Genomic DNA, 22,379 nt, shown 5'->3' with positions numbered 1-22,379 from the left:
ACAATATTTGTTACATTAGAACTCTTGATGTAAATCAACAAAGTGATTGGAATTAACATTCTGCCGTTGTTAGCATGCTGTTAACATTATAGAATCCGCCTTAAAGACTAGTAGAACACAGAGGGTATGGAGACCTCAATGCAAGCTATGCCTAAGGACGGCGGGCAACTGAAGTAAGTGTTTTTTTCAAAACTTTAGTTTATTATCGGCAGCAGATTACCTGTATGTTGTAATTATTTGCCTACAATTAATTCTATTAGCACAATTTTTTCACAAGTTTAGGTACCGCCAATGCAAACCCCGTAGATTCTTATCGTTGAAGATGAGCAAGTAACTCGTAACACTCTTAAGAGTATTTTTGAAGCAGAGGGATACGCTGTTTTTGAGGCCAGTAACGGTGAAGAGATGCACCATGTGCTGTCTGATAACCCCATTAACTTGGTCATCATGGACATCAATTTACCAGGTAAAAACGGCCTTCTGTTAGCTCGTGAGCTTCGTGAACAGGCTAATGTTGCACTGATGTTTTTGACTGGTCGTGATAATGAAGTTGATAAAATCCTCGGTTTAGAGATCGGGGCTGATGACTACATCACTAAACCATTTAACCCACGTGAACTAACGATTCGTGCTCGTAATCTTCTAGGTCGTTCAATGAATACCAATACGACTCAAGAAGAGAAACGCAGTGTGGAAAAATATGAGTTCAACGGTTGGGTATTGGATATCAATAGCCGCTCTTTAGTGAATCAGGATGGTGAAGGCTACAAGCTTCCTCGCTCAGAATTCCGCGCTTTACTGCACTTCTGTGAGAACCCAGGAAAAATCCAAACTCGCGCAGATTTGCTTAAAAAGATGACTGGCCGTGAATTGAAACCACACGACAGAACAGTAGATGTGACGATTCGTCGTATCCGTAAACACTTTGAATCAGTATCAGGTACGCCAGAGATCATCGCCACAATTCATGGCGAAGGCTACCGCTTCTGTGGTGATCTAGAAGACTAAACGTCTATCCTAAGATAGTTAGAAGCCCTTTAACCTCAGGTTAAAGGGCTTTTTTTCATCGACGGTAATTTCTCATCACGGCTTCCTGCAGCCAATTCACTTGCGGTGAACTACAGCCAGATAGTAGCGCCATAACTAATGAAGCCAACCCGATTTTTTTCATACCATTACCTTTGAGCTACCCATTGTTTCAAGACTTGAATATCGTGTTGATAGCCATTTTTAATTTCATCTATCCAGTCACCAATGTTTTCCCACCAAGCTGGTAACTCTGGCGACTGTGCCTTTTGTGCAACGTTTTGAATGTGTTTCAAACCAATTGAACCCGCAGCACCCTTGATTTTGTGTGCTTCTGAAACAATGCCTGCTTGATCTTTTGCTACCATATTGGAGTCTAGCACTTCAACATAACTGGGCATCATCTGCTCGAACATTTGGATACTTTCCAACACAGGTTTTGGGCCAACAATATCGATATAAGACTCAAGCATTTCAAGATCGAGCAAATGCAACTCACTGTGTTCTTCTGAGGCTGCCTTAATTTTAGCGCCGACAAGTTGAATCGCCTCACCATGTGTGAATTTTGCAATCACCTCTTGAATCGCCAGTACTGACAATGGTTTACTGATCGCGTCATCCATCCCTTTCTCTAGATATTCAACTTTATTTTTCAATACGTTGGCGGTCAATGCGACTAGTGGCGGAAGGTTATCATAGGTTTCTCGGTAAAACGCAGCGACATCAAACCCGGTCATGTCTGGCAGTTGAATGTCGAGGAAAACCAGATCGTACTCTTGCGGCACAAATTTTTGTTTGGCTTCTTCACCTGTCATAGCGACGGTAACCGTGTGTCCTAAACTTTCTAGCAAAGAACGAGCAACTGTAATATTGAGCTCAATATCTTCAACCATAAAAATGGCTAAACTTTTTTGAGGAACGGGTAACGTTGGTTTGAATTGGGCATCTTGTGCCAAAGGCACACGAATTGAAACGGTGAAGGTGCTACCAAAACCTTCTTCACTGCTCACAGAAATATCACCATCCATTAAGTTGATTAACTGGCGAGATACCGCTAAGCCAATCCCCGTGCCAACAGCGTGCAAATTGTCCTTACCCGATTTGACTTGGTAATACATGGCGAAAATTTTATCGAGTTCAGCCTCTGGTATACCAATGCCAGTGTCTTCAACTTCCATGGTAATATGCGCAAACTTATCCTCAATGTCGGCGCAGACCGTCATGACTACGCCGCCTTCTTTGGTAAATTTCATCGCATTGCTTATCAGGTTCCACAGTACCTGACGCAGGCGCGTCGCATCCACTTCAATCGCAACAGGTAAATCACTGAGCCGTTCGAGATCAAACCTAAGCCCTTTTTGCTCTGCCATCAACGCCGAGATGCTTTCAATTTCAACAACAAATTCTTCAAAATTCAACGGCGCTGGCAGTAGTTCTAGTTTTCGGCGGTCAAACTTATCCATATCAATGATATCGTTGAAGATATTACCTAACGTAATGGCACTGACATTAATAGTCTGCATGTACTTACGCTGTTCTGGGGTCATGGGGCTATCGAGCAACATGCGGCTCAAACCAACGATACCGTTGAGTGGTGTGCGCAATTCGTGGCTGATGGTCGAAATAAAGGTGGTTTTATCCCGGCTCGCTTTTTCCAAAGACTCTTGGTTGCGTTTGCGTTCGGTAATGTCTCGCCCAAAGCCCACCAACCCTAAGTGGCGGCCATCTTTGCTGTAAAAAGGGACTTTACGCAGTTCAAAATAGTTTTTTCGGCCATCAGGGTATTCAAGCCACTGCTCATAAGTGATGGCTTGATTGTCGGCAAACACTTTTTCGTCAGTTTCAACGATCTGTTGCGCCACTTCTTTGCTATAGACATCCCATGGAGTTAACCCAACCAACTGATGCTCACGCTTGCCCGTTAGCTCTTCCATCGCCCGGTTGCAGCCAGAGAAGACGCCGTTCGCATTACGGTAGTAAATCAGATCAGGAGAAGCATCGATAAAAGAGCGTAATAAGGCGGTTCTTTCTGCCAATTCAAGCTGCGTTTTTTCGCGTTGATAGACCTCGTTTTCTAAATCGGCCATCGCCTCTTCACGCGCTTCCTCTGCCTTAATTCGCTCTTCAATTTCTTGGTTGAGTTTTTCGATATTTTGCTGAAGCTTATAATTGAGCTCTTGATCGCGTGAGCGCATGTCTTTGAGCTTAGAAACCAACTTCGAGAGACGTTGACGTGACTCTTCTAACTGATCGACCACCACTGAAAGGAAATAAACTGCCCAAGGCGTGATCAATAAACCAAAAAAGACGGAACGAACGATGTCGATATCATCAACATAACCATTGAGCACCAGCGTGATACCAACTTGCACCACCACTGCCAAGGCCACTAAAGCGAGCGCAAGAAGAATGGAGAAACGGAGAATGCCCAGTTTGACCAATAGGTCGACATAGTACTGGGCAAGGTTTTTCATGGGTTTCATTAAACACTTCCATGTAATAAAAGTGCCACTAGTCTAACGCGTTTAACGTCGATTCGTCAGCCAAGTTAATCACAAGGATTTGCGAAATTGCTTGAATCTTTAGCTGTTTGGAAGCGTATAGACAAACGCTCGACTTAAGCGTGAGCCTTGCCCGCCACCTTGATTAAGTGCTCGGCCTATTTCGGTCATCGCAAGCCAACGATTTTCACACCACAGTGGCGCAAGCAGGGTCGGCCGCCGGGCGGCTGACGAGACTCGGTGATAAATGATCTCAGGCGGCGTCATTTGAATCAATTCACTCGCAATGGCAACATACTCTTCTAACGTTGGCGCTTGTAATTTTCCTGCTCGCCACGCTTTGGCAATCGTACTGCCTTCAACAATATGCAACCCATGTAACTTGATACCATCAGTGCCTACCGCTAAGACTTGCTTTAAGGTTTGAAGATTATCGGTACGCGTTTCTTTAGGTAGCCCTACAATGAGGTGTGTGCATACTTTGATCCCCAAGGCTCGAGCACGCTCAGTGATCAACGCATAACATTCAAAATCATGACCACGGTTGATCCGTTTTAGCGTTTGATTATTGGCGGTTTGCAAACCCAGTTCGAGCCAAATTTCAAAACCTTGTCGCACATAATCGGCCAATAAATCGAGCACAGCATCGGGTACACAATCAGGCCGAGTGCCAACACATAACCCAACAATGTCAGCCGATTGAAGCGCTTGCTGATACATATTTTTCAACACCTGCACTTCCGCATAGGTACTGGTATAAGCTTGAAAATAAGCGAGATATTTTTTGGCACGTTTGATTTCACCAGCGCGTTCTGTCAATTGCTGCTCAATACTTTGGGCTTGTGTTTCTTCATCAGCAAAAGAAGCGACATTACAGAAGGTACAGCCACCTCGCCCAATCGTGCCATCTCGATTCGGACAGCTAAAACCACCATGCAAGGTCAGCTTGTGAACTTTTTCGCCATAACGACGCTGCAGATCTTGGCCGATCGTGTTAACCAGTTGATGTAATTGCATTGAATAAATACCGCTTATAGATAGTAATGAATCTCAGTTAGATCTATGTAACTAAATTACATCCCTGCAAAATAAATTCACAAAGAGTAGCCGTATCAAACACTCTCCAACCTAACAAAAATCAATAAACATTCATAAAAACAGCGTTATTTGCTTAATGTTGCACCAATGTTAAACGGTGCATGCATTTTTAACGAAAAAATGGGCGACTAAAATGAGTTTTCGTTGGAATTCCTATAAACAAAATTGTAGGATACTTACACATCCGCCCTATTTTTTGTGATATTCCTTACATAAATAGTTGTGGAAAAATCGGTGATATTCGCCCCCCTCCTATACAAACCACTAGCAAGTGGCATAAATAAATTGAATATCACTAAGGAATGTTTTTCTCGCCATATTTTTCCGGCGAGAGACGGAAAGGATTCGAACCCGCCAACACAGGCAGGTTTAGATTGATAACAATTAAAGGACAAGCCGCATCGCTAAGTATGCCTTAGCACACGTGCGTCTAAATTGAACTGGAAGGATGTATCTATGGTAGATAGAGATCAGGATTCACAAGGTCTATATACTCCTGAATTGGAGCATGACGCTTGTGGTATCGGTTTTGTTGCCCACCTGAAAAACCGTAAGTCTCACCAAGTTGTGACTCAAGCTTTAGACATGCTTGCTCGTATGGAACACCGTGGAGGCCAAGGTTGTGACCCATGTTCTGGTGATGGCGCAGGTATCTTATTACAAAAGCCTCATGAGTTTTTACTTGAAGAGACCGTTAAACTTGGCTTAAAACTGCCTTCATTTGAAAAGTACGGCGTCGGCGTGGTGCTGTTTCCAAGAGATGAGCACAAACGCGCCCAGTGTCGTGATATTTTAGAACGCAACGCCAAGAGACTCGATTTAGAAGTACTGGGTTATCGCGTTTTGCCAACCGATAACTCAATGATTGGCGCAGACCCACTTAGCACTGAACCTCAATTTGAGCACGTTTTCATCTCCGGTGGCCCAAGTACCACGCCTGCTGAATTAGAGCGTAAATTGTATGTACTGCGTAATTATACCGTTCGCGTTTGCCTAGAAAGTGTGTCCAACATTGGTGATGATTTTTACATCAACTCCATGTCTTACAAAACCTTGGTGTATAAAGGTCAGCTCACCACAGAGCAAGTACCGCAGTACTTCCTTGATCTACAAAATCCGACCATGGTGACCGCGCTGGCACTGGTGCATTCTCGTTTTTCGACCAATACATTCCCTAAATGGCGCTTAGCTCAGCCTTTCCGTTACATTGCGCACAACGGCGAAATCAACACAGTTCGCGGCAATTTAAACTGGATGAAAGCGCGCGAAGCGATCCTCGAATCAGATTTGTTTACACAAGCTGAAATCGACATGCTGCTGCCAATTTGCCAAGAAGGCAGTTCAGATTCCGCCAACTTCGATATGGCATTAGAGTTACTGGTTCTGTCTGGCCGCAGCCTGCCACACGCCCTGATGATGATGATCCCTGAAGCGTGGCAAGAAAATAAAAATATGGATCCAACCCGCCGCGCATTTTACCAATACCATGCTAACGTCATGGAACCGTGGGATGGCCCAGCATCAGTCTGTTTTACTGATGGTGTACAAGTTGGCGCAACACTGGACCGTAACGGCCTGCGCCCATCACGTTATACCGTGACTAAAGATGATTTTCTGATCATGGCTTCTGAATCTGGCGTGGTTGAAATTGCACCAGAGAACGTGGAATACCGTGGCCGTTTACAGCCCGGACGCATCTTTGTCGCAGATTTAGAGCAAGGACGCATCATTTCTGATGAGGAAGTGAAAGACAGCATTGCCAATGCGCAGCCCTACGCCAAATGGGTTGAAGAGAACCTCCTCAGCTTGAACAAACTGCCTGAAGCGAGCAACCAGTACAGCCAACCTGCTCCTGAGCGTCTAATGTCACGCCAACAGTCGTTTGGCGTCAGCTCAGAAGAGGTGAATGAAATCATTCTTCCTTTGGCAAAAACCGGTTATGAACCGCTTTCGTCCATGGGGGCAGACTGGCCTCTGGCAGTGCTTTCGCATCAATCACAGCATCTCTCCAACTACTTTAAGCAACTGTTTGCTCAAGTCACCAACCCACCGATCGACCCGATCCGTGAAAGAATGGTGATGTCGCTCAATACTTACCTCGGTAAAGATCAGAACTTACTGACAGAGACGCCCCTGCACTGCTTAAAAGTCGAATTGGAATCTCCGGTTCTTTCCAACTCTGAGCTTGAGAAACTGCGCGCTATTGATAACGAACATCTGCAAGCGAAAACCTTAGATATCGTATTTCAAGCCAGTGAAGATCAAGGCAAATTGGAACGTGCGCTGAAACGCATTTGCCAATATGCAGAAGATGCGGTTATCGATGGTTACTCGATTATTTTATTGACCTACCGCGCGGTAAACTCAAACCATGCGGCGATCCCTGCAATGCTCGCTGTCGGTGCAGTTCATCACCACCTGATCCGTAAAGGCTTACGAGCGAAATGTGACATAGTGGTAGAAACCGGCGACGCGCGTGAAACACACCACTTTGCGACATTGATTGGCTATGGCGCAAATGCGGTTAACCCGTATTTAGTCATTGAAACCATTATCGATTTACAACGAGTCAAAAAACTCGACCCGACCATTGCAGCGAAAGATCTGTTTGACAATTACCGCAAAGGCATCAACGGCGGGCTGCTGAAGATCTTCTCCAAAATGGGCATTTCCACCCTGCAGTCTTACCACGGTGCGCAAATTTTTGAAGCGTTGGGCATCAGCAAATCAGTGGTAGATAAGTACTTCACTGGCACTGTATCGCGCATCCAAGGTTTGACCATTGATGACATCGCAAAAGAGGTGTTAGTTCGCCATCGCGTGGGCTACCCGACTCGCGAAGTTCCAGTGCAAGTGTTGGATGTTGGCGGCGTTTATCAGTGGAAACAGCGTGGCGAAAAACACCTGTTTAATCCTGAAACGATTTCGTTGCTGCAACAATCAACACGTAACAAAGATTATGTGCAGTTCAAGCAATACGCGAAAGCGGTAGATGACCAAGGCGACAACGCTGCCACGCTGCGTAGCCAGCTTGATTTTGTTAAAAATCCAGCCGGTTCGATTCCTATTGAGGAAGTGGAACCGATTGAACGTATTTTAAAACGCTTCGCAACCGGTGCCATGTCATTTGGTTCAATCTCCTACGAAGCGCACTCAACGTTAGCCGTGGCGATGAACCGTATTGGCGCGAAATCCAACTCGGGTGAAGGCGGTGAAGATCCAGCACGCTTTGAACGCAAAGAAAATGGCGATTGGGAACGCTCTGCAATTAAACAGGTCGCTTCTGGTCGTTTTGGCGTGACCTCTTACTACCTCACCAATGCCGATGAGCTACAGATCAAAATGGCTCAAGGCGCGAAACCTGGTGAAGGTGGGCAACTGCCGGGTGATAAAGTCGATGATTGGATCGGTGCGACGCGTCACTCGACTCCGGGAGTCGGTCTGATTTCACCACCACCGCATCACGATATTTATTCGATCGAAGATTTAGCGCAACTGATCTTTGATTTGAAAAACGCGAACCGTACCGGCCGCGTCAACGTGAAATTAGTTTCCGAAGCCGGGGTTGGTACTATCGCCTCCGGTGTGGCTAAGGCCAAAGCGGATGTGGTGTTAATTGCTGGCTATGATGGCGGCACGGGTGCATCACCGATGTCTTCGATTCGTCACACAGGCTTACCTTGGGAGCTCGGCCTTGCTGAAACGCACCAAACCTTGCTTAAAAATGGCCTGCGTAATCGCATTGTGGTGCAAAGTGACGGTCAGATGAAAACACCACGTGACCTTGCAATGGCGACATTGTTAGGCGCGGAAGAGTGGGGAATTGCCACCGCTGCGCTAGTGGTTGAAGGGTGTATCATGATGCGTAAGTGTCATAAAAACACCTGCCCAGTAGGGATTGCGACACAAAACAAAACCTTGCGTGAGCGCTTTGATGGCCGCGTAGACGATGTGGTCACCTTCTTCCAATACATGGCGCAAGGCTTACGTGAAATCATGGCTGAACTGGGTTTCCGTACTATCGATGAAATGGTTGGCCAATCGCATAAACTGAAAGTGCGTGACAACATCAACCACTGGAAATACAAAAACCTCGATTTGTCACCAGTGTTGTACATTCAAGAGCCTCGTGCAGAAGATGGTGTTTATTGCCAAACCAAACAAAATCATCATCTAGAAAACGTGCTAGATCGTCAGCTAATTCAAGTAGCCAACCCCGCGCTTGAGAAAGGCGAAACGGTTAACGCAGTCTTCCCTATCGTCAACACTGACCGTAGCACGGGTACTATGCTGTCGAACGAAATATCGAAGGTATACAAAGACCAAGGTCTACCTCAGCCTATGACAGTCAAGTTCAACGGCTCCGCAGGACAATCTTTCGGTGCATTCCTTGCTAAAGGGGTGACGTTTGAAGTGGAAGGTGATGCCAACGATTATTGGGGAAAAGGTTTATCTGGCGGTACGTTAGTGCTCTACCCTGACACGCGCTCAACCATCATTGCGCAAGATAATATAGTGGTGGGTAACGTCTGTTTCTATGGCGCAACTTCTGGTGAATCCTATATTCGCGGCCTTGCTGGAGAACGTTTCTGCGTGCGTAACTCAGGAGCCAAAGTGGTCGTAGAAGGTATCGGCGATCACGGCTGTGAATACATGACAGGTGGCGTCGCAGTGATCCTCGGTTCGACAGGACGTAACTTTGCGGCGGGTATGAGCGGCGGTGTAGCCTACGTGTGGAATCAACATGGAGACTTCGAAACTAAGCTTAACGCTGAATTGGTTGATCTCGACCCACTGCAACAAGAAGATACCGATCTGCTACGTGAGATGCTCAACAAGCATGTTCAGTTCACAGGAAGTGAAGTGGCTCAGTTATTCCTTGATAATTTTGAAGCAAACCTTACCCAAATGGTGAAAGTGATGCCGCGTGACTACAAAGCGGTTCTTCAAAAACGCAAGGCTGCAGCTGCGCAAGTACAAACGGAAGAAGTGGAGGCCGTATAAATGGGTAAGCCTACTGGATTTTTAGAACATGGTCGTGAGCTACCAAAGAAGCTCGATCCAACGGTTCGCATTCAAAACAACCAAGAGTTTGTCCTCAACGAAGAGTTTGGTAGCAAAATTAATTCTCAAGCGTCTCGTTGCATGGACTGCGGAGTACCGTTTTGCCATAACGGTTGCCCTATCGGTAACATTATTCCTGAATTTAACGATGCCGTTTATCGTGATAGTTGGGAAGAAGCTTGGAAGATCTTAAGCTCAACCAATAACTTCCCCGAGTTTACTGGTCGCGTGTGCCCTGCACCTTGCGAAAGTTCGTGCGTACTCGGGATCAACCAAGATCCCATTACCATCTGTAATATCGAAAAAACCATCGTGGAAACGGCTTATCGCGAAGGCTATGCCAAAGCGAAAAAGCCGCGTTCTCGTACTGGAAAAACCATCGCTATCATTGGCTCTGGCCCGGCAGGTTTAGCCGCAGCTGAGCAGCTGAACAGCGCGGGTCACTCAGTTACTGTATTTGAACGTGATGAAAAAGTCAGCGGCCTGCTGCGTTTTGGCATTCCGGATTTCAAACTGGGTATGGACGTTATTGATCGCAAAATCAATTTGATGGCAGAAGCGGGCGTCAAGTTTGAAGTAAACGCACATATCGGTGTTGATATCAACGCACAGCAACTGCGTCAAGAGTTTGATGTCATCTTGCTTACGGGTGGCTCTACCGTGCCTCGTAACCTGCCGATTCCGGGGCGCGAGTTAAAAGGGGTTCATTTTGCGATGGAGTTTCTGGCACAAAATAACCGCCGCGCGAATAACATGGATCTTAAAACTGACGAGATCCACGCTAAGGGCAAACATGTGGTGGTGATTGGCGGTGGTGATACTGGTTCTGACTGTGTCGGAACCTCAAACCGACACGGCGCCGCGAGCATCACGCAAGTTGAAATCATGCCGATCCCAGCCAATAAACGCCCAGCCAATATGCCTTGGCCGCAATATCCAATGATTTTGCGCACCTCAACCTCCCACGAAGAGGGCTGCGAACGTCATTGGAATATTCTAACCAAAGAGTTCCTCGGCAACGAGCAAGGTCAAGTCACGGGGCTACGTGTTGCTGATATCGTTTGGCAAGAGGCAAAACCGGGCGAGCGCCCGAATTTTGATGAAGTCGCGGGCAGTGAACGTATTATTGCATGTGATATGGCTTTCCTTGCTATGGGCTTTTTACATCCAGAGCCACATGGGGTACTTGCTCAGCTTGATATTAAATTAGATGAGCGTGGCAATGTGGCGACACAAGGTTTTGCGACCAGCCAAAAAGGTGTTTTCGCTGCCGGTGATATGCGCACAGGACAATCGTTAGTCGTACGTTGTATCAATGAAGGGCGCGAGTGCGCACGCGAGATCGACGCTTATTTGATGGGCAATACCAACTTAGAAGCGAAAGCCGATTCATTGATGCTTTCAGCCTAATGCCTCGCGCTCTTTTCGCTGATTCAAAGTGATCTAGAGCGCTGAGCAGCGATGATTCCTTCCAACGTTCTACTTTTTGGCCAGCATTTGATGCTGGCCTTTTTTATGGCTGATTCTTATTTGATGAGATTTCAATGTTACAAAACTGTGACATTAGAAAAACTATCCTATTGAATGCATTCAATTTATTCAGAAGATTAGGTGGTAAATCCCATTGCAACATGATTTTTCACCAACAACTTGACCTTTTGCACCATAAGCTATAGGTTGTGAAGTCAGTGAAAATTAAAATAATCATTTTTGTTAAAATTTAAATTGAGAATGAACGCATAATTACCCACTTAAAACAACAAAAATAGAATAGTTAGTCATTTACTGTCTGGATGACAGAGAAGCAAAGGGAGAATTGCAATGGCTCTATATGATCCAAGTTTAGAGAAAGACAACTGTGGATTTGGTTTGATCGCCCACATGGAAGGCCAAACCAGCCATAAATTAGTCAGAACCGCGATTTCAGCATTAGATCGCATGACCCACCGTGGCGGTATCGCAGCCGATGGTAAAACCGGTGATGGCTGTGGTCTATTACTACAAAAACCAGATAGTTACCTACGACTCATCGCTGAAGAAAAAGGCTGGAAGCTCGCCAAACAGTATGCGATTGGTATGATTTTCCTCAGCCAAGATCCGGTCAAAGCGCAATCAGCGCGCGATATTATCAACAAAGAACTGGCGCAAGAAACACTCACAGTGACAGGTTGGCGAACCGTACCAACGAACCAAGCTGTACTTGGCCCTATTGCTGCCGAATCCGTGCCTGATATTCAACAAGTCTTTATTAGTGCTCCAGCGGGTTGGCGTGAACGAGATATTGAACGACGCCTTTACATTGCTCGTCGTCGCATTGAAAAACAGATCATTGAAAAACAGATCACCGAAGATCGTGATTTCTATATTTGCTCACTATCAACTCAAGTCATTGTTTACAAAGGCTTGTGCATGCCAGCTGACTTACCGCGCTTTTATCTTGACCTAGCTGATCTACGGATGGAATCAGCCATTTGCTTGTTCCACCAACGCTTTTCAACCAATACACAGCCGCGTTGGCCACTGGCACAGCCGTTCCGCTACTTAGCGCACAATGGTGAAATCAATACTATCGAAGGGAACCGTCAATGGGCGCGAGCACGGGCTTATAAATTTGCCTCTCCCCTACTACCGGATCTGCAAACCGCCGCGCCATTTGTCAATGAAACCGGTTCAGATTCATCAAGCTTAGACAATATGCTCGATCTGTTTTTAGCGGGGGGAATGGATATTTTCCGTGCCATGCGTATGTTAGTGCCGCCGGCGTGGCAAAATCACCCTGATATGGACCCAGACCTTCGTGCCTTTTACGACTTTAACTCAAAACACATGGAGCCATGGGATGGCCCGGCTGGCATTGTGTTATCGGATGGCCGTTATGCTGCCTGTAACCTTGATCGCAATGGCCTTCGCCCTGCGCGTTATGTGATCACCAAAGATAAACTCATCACCCTCGCCTCTGAAGTCGGAATTTGGGATTACGCACCCGATGAAGTGGCTGAAAAAGGCCGCGTTGGGCCCGGAGAACTGCTGGTGATCGACACCCGTCATGGGAAATTGTGGCAATCTAGTGAAATTGATAACGATCTCAAAAGCCGCCACCCTTATGGCGAGTGGATGAAAAATAACGTCCACCGATTAACGCCATTTTCTGAACTCAGTGACGACTTGGTGGGCGAGCGCAGCTTTGACAATGACGAGCTGAAGACCTATCAAAAACAGTTTGCAATGAGCAACGAAGAGATTGATCAAGTACTGCGCGTACTGGGAGATGTAGGCCAAGAAGCGGTGGGATCAATGGGTGATGATACGCCGATGGCGGTGCTCTCTTCGAAAGAGCGCTTGGTCACCGATTATTTCCGCCAAAAATTTGCCCAAGTTACGAACCCGCCTATCGATCCACTACGTGAAAAACACGTGATGTCACTGGCCACCAGCATCGGCCAAGAGATGAACGTGTTCTGTGAAACCGATGGTCACGCTTATCGTGTTACCTTTGATTCACCTATCTTGCTCTATTCCGACATGCAACAGCTATTGGAGCTCAGCGACAAACACTATCGCAATACCATTTTAGACATCAATTACGATCCACAGCATAAGGATCTCAAGCAAGCTTTGCTCGAACTTTGCCAACAAGCAGAGGAGGCCGTACGCCAAGGATCGGTATTGATCGTACTATCTGACCGCGCTTTGCATAAGGATAAACTGCCGATCCCAGCGGCAATGGCCGTGGGCGCAGTACACACTCGCTTAGTCGAAGCCAATTTACGCTGCGATGCAAACATCATTATCGAAACCGCCACCGCACGTGACCCTCATCAATTTGCGGTCTTAATCGGCTTTGGCGCAACCGCCGTCTACCCTTACTTGGCCTACGAAACGCTCGGCAAAATGATTGATGATGGCACGTTGGAAAAAAGCTATCGCGAGGTGATGCAAAACTACCGTTACGGTATCGACAAAGGTTTATTGAAAATCATGTCGAAAATGGGCATTTCAACCGTCGCCTCTTATCGCTGCTCGCAGCTGTTTGAAGCGGTTGGCCTACATAGCGACGTAGTTCAGTTGTGTTTTAAAGGCGTCACCACGCGTATTCAAGGTGCTAACTTCGAAGACTTCCAACAAGATCTATTTAATTTAGCGCGCAAAGCGTGGACCAAACGTAAAACGCTCGAACAAGGTGGCTTATTAAAATACGTGCATGGTGGTGAATACCATGCCTATAACCCAGATGTGGTTGGTACCTTACAAGCCGCAGTTAAATCAGGTGAAAGCGCCGATTACCAAAGCTTTGCCCAGCAGGTCAACGCACGCCCCGTCGCGATGCTACGCGATTTACTGCGCTTAAAAAAATCAGCGACACCGCTAGCACTGGAAAAAATCGAACCCAGTACGGAGCTATTTAAACGTTTTGATTCCGCGGCGATGTCGATTGGCGCCTTAAGCCCAGAAGCTCATGAAGCGTTAGCGACCGCAATGAACCGCTTAGGCGGCTATTCCAACTCTGGTGAAGGCGGAGAAGATCCACGCCGCTTTGGCACTGAACGTAACTCCCGTATTAAGCAGGTCGCATCAGGGCGTTTTGGCGTGACTCCGCATTACCTCGCCAATGCTGACGTACTGCAAATTAAAGTGGCGCAAGGAGCAAAACCGGGTGAAGGTGGCCAACTTCCCGGCCATAAAGTGACCGCAGAAATTGCCAAGTTGCGCTATTCAGTGCAAGGCGTGACCTTAATTTCACCACCACCACACCATGATATTTATTCAATTGAAGATTTAGCCCAGCTGATTTTCGATCTCAAACAAGTTAACCCAAAAGCGCTGATATCGGTCAAATTGGTTTCAGAGCCGGGCGTTGGCACCATTGCCACTGGCGTTGCCAAAGCCTACGCCGACCTTATCACTATTTCCGGTTATGACGGCGGTACAGCGGCTAGCCCACTCACCTCGGTAAAATACGCGGGTAGCCCTTGGGAACTCGGCCTTGCTGAAACCCAACAAGCGTTAGTCGCAAACGGCCTACGCCACAAAATTCGACTTCAAGTTGACGGTGGTCTAAAAACAGGACTGGACGTGGTTAAAGGCGCGATTTTAGGTGCTGAAAGCTTCGGTTTTGGCACTGCCCCTATGGTCGCGATGGGCTGTAAATTTTTACGGATTTGCCACCTTAATAACTGTGCGACGGGCGTAGCAACGCAAGATGAAACGCTGCGTAAAGAGTATTTCAAAGGCTTACCTGAGATGGTGATGAACTATTTCATCGGTCTTGCCAACGAAGTCCGTGGTTACTTGGCGCAGTTGGGCGTTGAAAAGCTCACCGATCTGATTGGCCGCACCGATTTACTGGAAGTGCTTGAAGGGATGACCGCCAAGCAAAGCAAATTGGACTTATCCGGTTTATTGGAAGCGCCAGTATCGGCTCAGGGTCATCCGCTTTACTGGACTCAACCCAATACACCGTTTGATAAAGGACAACTTAACCAACAATTTGTCGATGACGCTTTAGCTGCAGTTGAAGCACAACAATCGATCAGCTTGTATTACAACGTACAAAATACTGACCGTTCGCTCGGTGCTCGCCTATCTGGTGAAATCGCCAAACGTTATGGTAACCAAGGCGTGGCCGCCTCGCCGATTAAAATTTATCTCGATGGCACAGCAGGTCAGTCATTTGGCGTATGGAACGCGGGTGGTGTTGAGCTTTACCTTACTGGCGATGCCAATGACTATGTTGGTAAAGGGATGGCAGGCGGAAAGCTGGTCATCAAACCCCACCTTGGTACCGCTTTTAACTGCAACGACGCTACGATCATCGGCAACACCTGTTTATATGGTGCAACGGGCGGCAAGCTGTTTGCGGCTGGCAAAGCGGGAGAGCGTTTTGGTGTGCGTAACTCTGGCACTATCACAGTTATCGAAGGCGCTGGTGATAACGCTTGCGAATACATGACAGGCGGAATCGTCGCCATTTTGGGCGCAACAGGCGTTAACTTTGGCGCGGGTATGACGGGCGGCTTTGCTTACGTGATGGATGAAAACGGTGATTTCCAAGGTCGAGTCAACAGTGAATCAGTAGAGGCTATTTCATTGCAAGATCTCTACATTCACCAAGAACATTTACGTGGTTTAATTGCCGAGCATTTGGAAGAGACGGGGTCGGTGCATGCTGAACAGATCTTAGCGAACTTTGATGAATGGATTCCAAAGTTCTATCTCATCAAACCCCAAGCGGCGGATCTGCAAACCCTACTCGGACATCAAAGCCGCAGTGCCGCCGAACTTCGCGTTCAAGCGCAATAATTGGAAGGAGCCAGATTAATGAGCCAGAACGTATACCAATTTATTGATGTGAATCGAGTTGATCCGGCAAAAAAGCCGCTCACTATTCGCAAAATCGAGTTCGTCGAAATCTACGAACCCTTTACCAAACAGCAAGCGACCGATCAAGCGGATCGCTGCTTAGATTGCGGCAACCCTTACTGCGAATGGAAATGCCCAGTGCACAACTACATTCCGCAATGGCTAAAACTGGCCAACGAAGGGCGCATTATTGAAGCCGCTGAACTATCGCACCAAACCAACAGCTTGCCCGAAGTGTGTGGGCGAGTCTGCCCACAAGATCGCCTCTGTGAAGGTTCTTGTACCCTAAACAATGACTTTGGTGCGGTCACCATAGGTAACATCGAAAAATACATTAACGACAAAGCGTTTGAGATGGGCTGGAAACCAGACATGTCGCACGTGGAGTGGACGGATAAGAAAGTGGCGATCATTGGTGCAGGCCCAGCCGGCCTAGCCGCAGCCGATATTTTAGTGCGCAACGGGGTGAAGCCTGTGGTGTTTGATCGCTATCCTGAAATTGGTGGCTTGCTAACCTTTGGTATTCCCTCTTTCAAACTTGAAAAAGGCGTAATGGAAAACCGCCGCCGCATTTTCAGTGAGATGGGCGTCGAATTTCAGCTCAACATCGAAGTAGGTAAAGACATCACACTGCAAACGCTGCTTAATGAATATGATGCGGTTTTTCTCGGTGTCGGGACTTACCAAAACATGCGTGCAGAGCTAGAAAATGAAGAGGCAAACGGTGTTTACGATGCCCTACCCTTCTTAGTATCAAATACTTATAAAGTGATGGGTTTGGAATCACCCCAACCATTTATTGATATGGCGGGCAAAAAAGTCGTGGTACTTGGAGGCGGAGACACTGCGATGGATTGCGTGCGTACTTCCATTCGCCAACATGCCGCCAAAGTGATTTGTGCCTACCGACGCGATGAAGAGAACATGCCGGGTTCACGCCGAGAAGTGAAAAATGCCAAAGAAGAAGGCATAGAATTTATCTTCAACCTGCAACCGCTCGCCATTGAGGTCAATGAACAAGGCCAAGTGAGTGGCGTTAAAGTGGTGCAAACCGCTTTGGGGGAGCCTGACGCGGCTGGGCGTCGCAAGCCCGAGCCCGTTGCGGGCAGCGAACATGTGTTGGCAGCCGATGCCGTCATTATGGCGTTTGGTTTTCAGCCACATGCCATGCCATGGCTTGAGCCATTCGGCGTTGAACTTGATCAATGGGGACGCATTAAGGCCGCGTCGCAGCAATCGTTCCAGTACCAAACCAGTAATGAAAAAATTTTTGCTGGTGGGGATGCCGTACGCGGCTCCGATCTGGTCGTCACGGCCATTGACGAAGGGCGCAAAGCCGCAGAAGGAATACTTGACTACTTAGGTCTTTAAGCCTTAACTGCTTAATATCCTTGAAGGATTCATGGTAACGTGAATCCTTTTTTCTTAGGCCATTTTTCTTAAACCATTTTCCTTAAACCATCGGCTGCAGCTCGCTTGCATTTTGGTGATTGGCAATGAGGATTGATTTGATAAGGACCATCATGCGCGTAGTACTAAGTTTACTGATGTTTGCCACGTTAACCGCTTGCAGCCAAGGAGTAACAACCATGACCGATCGCACTGCGACCCCTTGCGGAAATAAACCGAATTGCGTTTCGACTCAAGATGAGCGTAACGCGTTCTCGCTCTCTCCCTTTATCCTCAAAACAGGCGTCTCTTTAGATAAAATTGAAGCGGTTGCGCTTTCTATTCCCCGCTCTAAAACGGCGGTGAAAGAGGGCAATTATCTCCGCATTGAATGCACCAGTCGTATTTGGCGATTTGTGGATGATCTTGAACTTAAGATAGAGAATAGGCGTTTAATGGTACGATCTGAATCGCGCATGGGTTATTCCGATATGGGCGTCAATCGTAAGCGAGCAGAAACACTGCGAGAAAACCTCACCAAAGCAGGCTTGATTGAATAGTTGCTCGATATCGCACTGGCGGAAAGTTTCGTGCTAAACTTCGGCCAATTTAGCTATTAACCGAATATTTACTACTAACCGAATAAGAGAAACCTCATGAAAATCGGCATTATTGGCGCGATGGAGCAAGAAGTCGCGATATTAAAAAACGCAATCGACAATGTTCAACAAGTCAGCAAAGCGGGCTGCACCTATTTTTCAGGTCAAATCCATGGGGTGGATGTGGTGCTGCTACAATCTGGCATTGGTAAAGTCGCCGCAGCCATTGGCACCACTCTTTTACTTAATGAATACCAACCAGATGTAGTGATTAACACCGGTTCTGCCGGTGGTTTCGATTCAAGCTTAACCATGGGTGATGTAGTCATTTCAAGCGAAGTTCGTCACCATGATGCCGATGTAACAGCATTTGGCTATGAAATGGGGCAAATGGCAGGTCAACCAGCCGCTTTCAAAGCGGATGATGCATTGATCCGCGTTGCAGAACAAGCACTCACACACATCAAGGATAAGCACGCGGTACGCGGCCTGATTTGTACCGGGGATGCTTTCGTTTGTACCGCTGAGCGTCAAAGCTTTATTCGCCAACACTTCCCAACCGTGATTGCGGTTGAGATGGAAGCTTCAGCAATTGCACAAACTTGTCACCAATTCAAAGTGCCTTTTGTGGTCGTTCGCGCCATTTCAGATGTAGCCGATAAGGCGTCGCCAATGTCCTTTGATGAATTTTTACCGCTTGCCGCACAAAGCTCATCAGAAATGGTGATTAAGATGGTCGAACTGCTTAAGTAAGCAGTGACAGACTCAACATGGACGAGTTAATCACCTACTTGTATGGCAACGGTACGCTCCTCGTGATGTGGGGAGCGGTTGCCTTTCATCTTATTTTACCCATCCCGCGTAACGCTCATCCCGTCACTTTGTGGCGAAAATTTGCGGAAATATTAGCGGATAAAGTCAATACCAGTAGCAGTTATTCACAAAGCCTACTTTCCGGCTCACTGGCTTGGCTATTGATGTGCTTACCCGCATGGGTCACTTTAGTCGCGTTAAAACCTTTGGTATGGCAACCTCAACTATTTGATTTAGCGCTACTATTACTCGCATTTGATTGGCGTAGCCAAGAGTTATTAGCCAATCAGCTTATCGATGCACTCAGCAAAGAAGACAAAAAATACGCTCGCAGCGTGCTTGCCCCTTTTGTCAATCGTGAAACCGATAGCTTGTCAGCGCTGGGGTTAGGTAAGGCGGGGGCTGAAACCCTCATTATTGGCTATGGGCGCAACGTGATCGCGGTGCTATTTTGGTACGCCTGTCTTGGCGGTATTGGCGCGTTGATGTACCGTCTGATCGCTGAACTCGCCAGAGCTTGGGCCCCTTCGCGAACGGCGTTTCATCCTTTTGGTATTCCATCGGTACGCTTGCTGGCTGTGCTTGACTTTGTGCCACTGCGCCTATTTAGCCTATTGATTATCATTGGTCGCAACGCATCAAACACCTTCTCAGCCATGTTACAACAAAGCCGCTTATGGCCACTCCCGGGGCCTGCATGGCTGTTAACCGCCGTCGGCAATAAACTCTCATTAGCCTTAGGCGGCCCAGCCATCTACGGTGATAAAAAAGCCCTGCGCGTAAAAATAGGCGGACGAATCGCCCCATCATCCTTCCACCTTGCGCAAATCCAAAAACTGTTAGCTTGGCGTATTTTCGCGTGGATAGCATTAGAGAGCATGATACTGCTGCTCGTTCACCAAGGATTTTAGATGCGTTTACTGTTTCTCAATATTGTCGTCACGCTGTGCGTGGCTTTTCCAGTTCAAGCGCAAGTTAAACGCATCATTAGCTTAGCGCCTCATGCCACGGAATTGGCCTTTGCCGCTGGCCTTGGTGATAAATTGGTGGCCGTCAGCGAGTACAGTGACTACCCGGCACAAGCACTCAAACTCGAAAAAGTGGCCAATTACCAAGGGTTGAATATAGAGCGTATTCTTACCCTGAAACCGGATTTAGTGATTGCTTGGCCTGCGGGCAATCCGGCGAAGGAGCTCGATAAATTAAAGCAGTTGGGGCTGAGGATTTATACGACAAAAACCCAAAAACTCGATGACATTGCCAATAATATTGAAGCACTTAGCCAATTTTCCGATGATCCAAGCATCGGCCAGCAAGCGGCGCGTGATTTTCGTCAATCACTCCTCACTCTGAAACAGAGTTATGGCAGCCAAAGTAAAGTTCGTTATTTCTATCAACTCAGTGAAAAACCGATCATCACACTGGCCAAAGGCAGTTGGCCTAGTGAAGTCTTTGAATTTTGTGGCGGCGAAAATATTTTTGCCAACAGCGCATCCCCCTACCCTCAAGTTGGGATTGAGCAAGTGCTGCTGGCTAAACCTGATGTAATTTTCACCTCAGAACATGCGATAGAAAATGGCACGATGTGGCAAAAGTGGCAACAGCAACTACCCGCTGTACAAAACGGGTTTGTGTGGGCACTGACCTCAGATTGGTTAAATCGACCAACGCCCAGAACACGGCAAGCGATAGAAGAAGTATGTGAGTACTTTTCCGTCGTTCGCCAAAAACGCTAACGCTTGCGTAATAAAATCTCGTACAATTCTCGCCCGAATTTCATTCCATTAACGACTAAAGAGAACCCAGTAACATGGACTCCATGCTGCTCTATTTTATTGACTTATTTGGTACGGCTATCTTTGCCATTTCTGGTGTTTTATTAGCTGGTCGATTAAAAATGGACCCGTTTGGCGTGGTCGTGCTTGCGAGCGTGACTGCAATTGGCGGTGGAACAATTCGTGATATGGCATTGGGTGCAACGCCAGTTTTCTGGATAAAAGACACCACTTATCTTTGGGTCATTTTCATCACTTGTTTACTCACCATGCTGCTGGTTCGCAGGCCTAAACGCGTTGCTTGGTGGATCTTACCCGTTTGTGATGCAATCGGTTTAGCGGTGTTTGTTGGCATTGGTGTTGAAAAGGCGATGAACTATCAAGACTCGGCTATGGTTGCGGTGATCATGGGTGTTATCACTGGCTGTGGCGGCGGTATTATTCGCGATGTACTGGCCCGTGAAATTCCAATGGTGCTGCGCAGCGAAGTCTATGCTACAGCTTGTATCATCGGCGGTCTGTTTCATACCACAGCACTGGCGATGGGCTACGATAGCTCAAGTGCCTTTCTGGCTGGAGTGGCCTCAACCTTAATCATTCGACTTGGCGCGATCCGCTGGCACTTATCACTGCCCACTTTTGCACTGAATAAATAACGCCGCTTAAGCGCCAGCCGTTATCGCAGCGCTAGTGGGCAAGCATGGATAACAGCGCTGCATGGTGTTGCTCCCAAAGCAGTTTTAGCGCCATCAACATCGACATGGTGATCACCAAAGGACGAATCCAACGCTGACCGTTACTGATCACCACTTTTGCCCCCATGCGTGCACCGATAAACCCACCCACGGCCATAGTTAAACCTATCTGCCAAATCGGTAAACCGGCAATTAAGAAAAACGTCAGCGCCGCAATATTAGAGGTAAAATTCAGCACCTTAGTCCGCGCGGTCGCCTCGACCAATCCAAAATGGCCTAAAGCGACAAAACAGACCGTAAAGATCGAACCTGTACCGGGGCCAAAAAAGCCATCATAAAAACCGATGCCAAAGCCGACCGTAAAAGCAAACGCGGTTTCAGACAAAGGCGCGGGGCCACTGTGAGTTTTGGTTGTAGGCGCAAGTAGAAAATAAAGCGAGATGCCGATCAGCAGTAGCGGGATAAGGCTGGTCAACAAAGAGGCATCAATATACTGCACCGCTTCTGCACCTAGTGCAGCGCCGACAAAAGTACAGGCAATCGCGAGTCGCATCGCTTTTAAGCTCACAACGCCCTTGCGCACAAAATAGAGGGTGGCCGAAAAGCTACCAAAGGAGCTTTGCAGTTTATTGGTAGCCAGTGCTTGAGTCGGTGGCACGCCTACTGCTAGCAAAGCCGGCAAAGTAAGCAAACCGCCACCACCCGCCATCGCATCAATAAATCCTGCAATCCCTGCAACCAAAAACAACAGGCTTAATACTTCCAGTGAAAGTTCCATTTCTAATCAACGTATTGAACAATAAAAACCAACAATAACACCACTTAAAAGGTGGCAACAGCAAAAGCCAAGACCAATCCTTGACCACAGGGTAATGAAATTTGATCATTGCCAAACACGTTTTGGGAAACCCCTCTCCCTTCGAGGAAGGATGGAAGGGTAGTCACTTGGAGTTTACTGCTTATTGTGAATATCGAGCTAACACGTTTGTGGACATAAGTGTGCCAAGAATTTTCCTAATTTAGTAACTAATGAATTACTTCAAGTTTGGAAAAAAATTG

General features: G+C 47.2%; 13 protein-coding genes. 10 read left to right on the top strand and 3 right to left on the bottom strand.

The genetic code is table 11. The features are described 5' to 3' along the window. Positions 1-306 precede the first annotated feature (306 nt). The gene (gene arcA, locus VOR_RS17335) at positions 307-1,008 is read left to right on the top strand and encodes a two-component system response regulator ArcA (protein ID WP_286118478.1); all 702 of its coding nucleotides are present in this window, start codon (positions 307-309) and stop codon (positions 1,006-1,008) included. Between the two features lie 167 nt (positions 1,009-1,175). Here the strand turns inward: arcA and arcB are convergent, their stop codons facing one another. Both arcB and mnmL read right to left on the bottom strand, forming a co-directional pair. After that, positions 1,176-3,509, bottom strand: a complete 2,334-nt coding sequence (arcB, locus tag VOR_RS0113915) for an aerobic respiration two-component sensor histidine kinase ArcB (protein WP_010320307.1) — start codon at positions 3,507-3,509, stop codon at positions 1,176-1,178. Positions 3,510-3,608: 99 nt separating this feature from the next. Then, positions 3,609-4,544, bottom strand: coding sequence for a tRNA modification radical SAM protein MnmL/YtqA (mnmL, locus tag VOR_RS0113910; protein ID WP_010320306.1), 936 nt, complete (start codon positions 4,542-4,544; stop codon positions 3,609-3,611). A gap of 537 nt (positions 4,545-5,081) precedes the next feature. On the opposite strand from mnmL, the gene gltB (VOR_RS0113905) reads away from it, so the two are divergent. The 9 genes from gltB (VOR_RS0113905) (at position 5,082) to VOR_RS0113865 (ending at position 21,281) form a co-directional block, all read left to right on the top strand. Then, the gene (gltB, locus tag VOR_RS0113905) at positions 5,082-9,629 is read left to right on the top strand and encodes a glutamate synthase large subunit (protein WP_010320305.1); all 4,548 of its coding nucleotides are present in this window, start codon (positions 5,082-5,084) and stop codon (positions 9,627-9,629) included. After that, a complete protein-coding gene (locus tag VOR_RS0113900) occupies positions 9,630-11,099 on the top strand; it encodes a glutamate synthase subunit beta (protein ID WP_010320304.1) in 1,470 nt (489 codons plus the stop codon). A gap of 411 nt (positions 11,100-11,510) precedes the next feature. After that, complete coding sequence (gene gltB / locus VOR_RS0113895) at positions 11,511-15,989, top strand: glutamate synthase large subunit (protein WP_010320303.1); 4,479 nt, start codon at positions 11,511-11,513, stop codon at positions 15,987-15,989. 18 nt (positions 15,990-16,007) lie between these two features. Next, positions 16,008-17,420, top strand: a complete 1,413-nt coding sequence (locus tag VOR_RS0113890) for an FAD-dependent oxidoreductase (protein WP_010320302.1) — start codon at positions 16,008-16,010, stop codon at positions 17,418-17,420. Positions 17,421-17,569: 149 nt separating this feature from the next. Then, positions 17,570-17,998, top strand: a complete 429-nt coding sequence (locus tag VOR_RS17330; RefSeq protein WP_415679710.1) for a DUF1499 domain-containing protein — start codon at positions 17,570-17,572, stop codon at positions 17,996-17,998. 96 nt (positions 17,999-18,094) lie between these two features. Next, a complete protein-coding gene (gene mtnN / locus VOR_RS0113880; RefSeq protein WP_010320300.1) occupies positions 18,095-18,790 on the top strand; it encodes a 5'-methylthioadenosine/S-adenosylhomocysteine nucleosidase in 696 nt (231 codons plus the stop codon). Between the two features lie 17 nt (positions 18,791-18,807). Beyond that, positions 18,808-19,761, top strand: coding sequence for a cobalamin biosynthesis family protein (locus VOR_RS0113875; RefSeq protein ID WP_010320299.1), 954 nt, complete (start codon positions 18,808-18,810; stop codon positions 19,759-19,761). Continuing rightward, entirely contained in the window at positions 19,762-20,586 is an 825-nt protein-coding gene (btuF, locus tag VOR_RS0113870) for a vitamin B12 ABC transporter substrate-binding protein BtuF (RefSeq protein WP_010320298.1), read from the top strand. It begins immediately after the preceding gene. Positions 20,587-20,660: 74 nt separating this feature from the next. Beyond that, a complete protein-coding gene (locus tag VOR_RS0113865) occupies positions 20,661-21,281 on the top strand; it encodes a TRIC cation channel family protein (RefSeq protein WP_029627214.1) in 621 nt (206 codons plus the stop codon). A 31-nt stretch (positions 21,282-21,312) separates the two neighbouring features. Here the strand turns inward: VOR_RS0113865 and VOR_RS0113860 are convergent, their stop codons facing one another. Further along, complete coding sequence (locus VOR_RS0113860) at positions 21,313-22,098, bottom strand: TSUP family transporter (RefSeq protein ID WP_010320296.1); 786 nt, start codon at positions 22,096-22,098, stop codon at positions 21,313-21,315. Between the last annotated feature and the right edge of the window lie 281 nt (positions 22,099-22,379).

The organism is Vibrio ordalii ATCC 33509 (genome assembly GCA_000257205.1).
In the GTDB taxonomy this organism is placed as follows: Bacteria; Pseudomonadota; Gammaproteobacteria; order Enterobacterales; family Vibrionaceae; genus Vibrio; species Vibrio ordalii.
Note: the sequence above shows the minus strand (reverse complement) of the source record. Positions and strands in the feature narration are given on the sequence as shown.

Coding starts and splice junctions, on each gene's coding strand:
- arcB (WP_010320307.1), bottom strand. CDS start 3,509: ATGAAACCCATGAAAAACCTTGCCCAGTACTATGTCGACCTATTGGTC.
- mnmL (WP_010320306.1), bottom strand. CDS start 4,544: ATGCAATTACATCAACTGGTTAACACGATCGGCCAAGATCTGCAGCGT.
- gltB (WP_010320305.1), top strand. CDS start 5,082: ATGGTAGATAGAGATCAGGATTCACAAGGTCTATATACTCCTGAATTG.
- VOR_RS0113900 (WP_010320304.1), top strand. CDS start 9,630: ATGGGTAAGCCTACTGGATTTTTAGAACATGGTCGTGAGCTACCAAAG.
- gltB (WP_010320303.1), top strand. CDS start 11,511: ATGGCTCTATATGATCCAAGTTTAGAGAAAGACAACTGTGGATTTGGT.
- VOR_RS0113890 (WP_010320302.1), top strand. CDS start 16,008: ATGAGCCAGAACGTATACCAATTTATTGATGTGAATCGAGTTGATCCG.
- mtnN (WP_010320300.1), top strand. CDS start 18,095: ATGAAAATCGGCATTATTGGCGCGATGGAGCAAGAAGTCGCGATATTA.
- VOR_RS0113875 (WP_010320299.1), top strand. CDS start 18,808: ATGGACGAGTTAATCACCTACTTGTATGGCAACGGTACGCTCCTCGTG.
- btuF (WP_010320298.1), top strand. CDS start 19,762: ATGCGTTTACTGTTTCTCAATATTGTCGTCACGCTGTGCGTGGCTTTT.
- VOR_RS0113865 (WP_029627214.1), top strand. CDS start 20,661: ATGGACTCCATGCTGCTCTATTTTATTGACTTATTTGGTACGGCTATC.
- VOR_RS0113860 (WP_010320296.1), bottom strand. CDS start 22,098: ATGGAACTTTCACTGGAAGTATTAAGCCTGTTGTTTTTGGTTGCAGGG.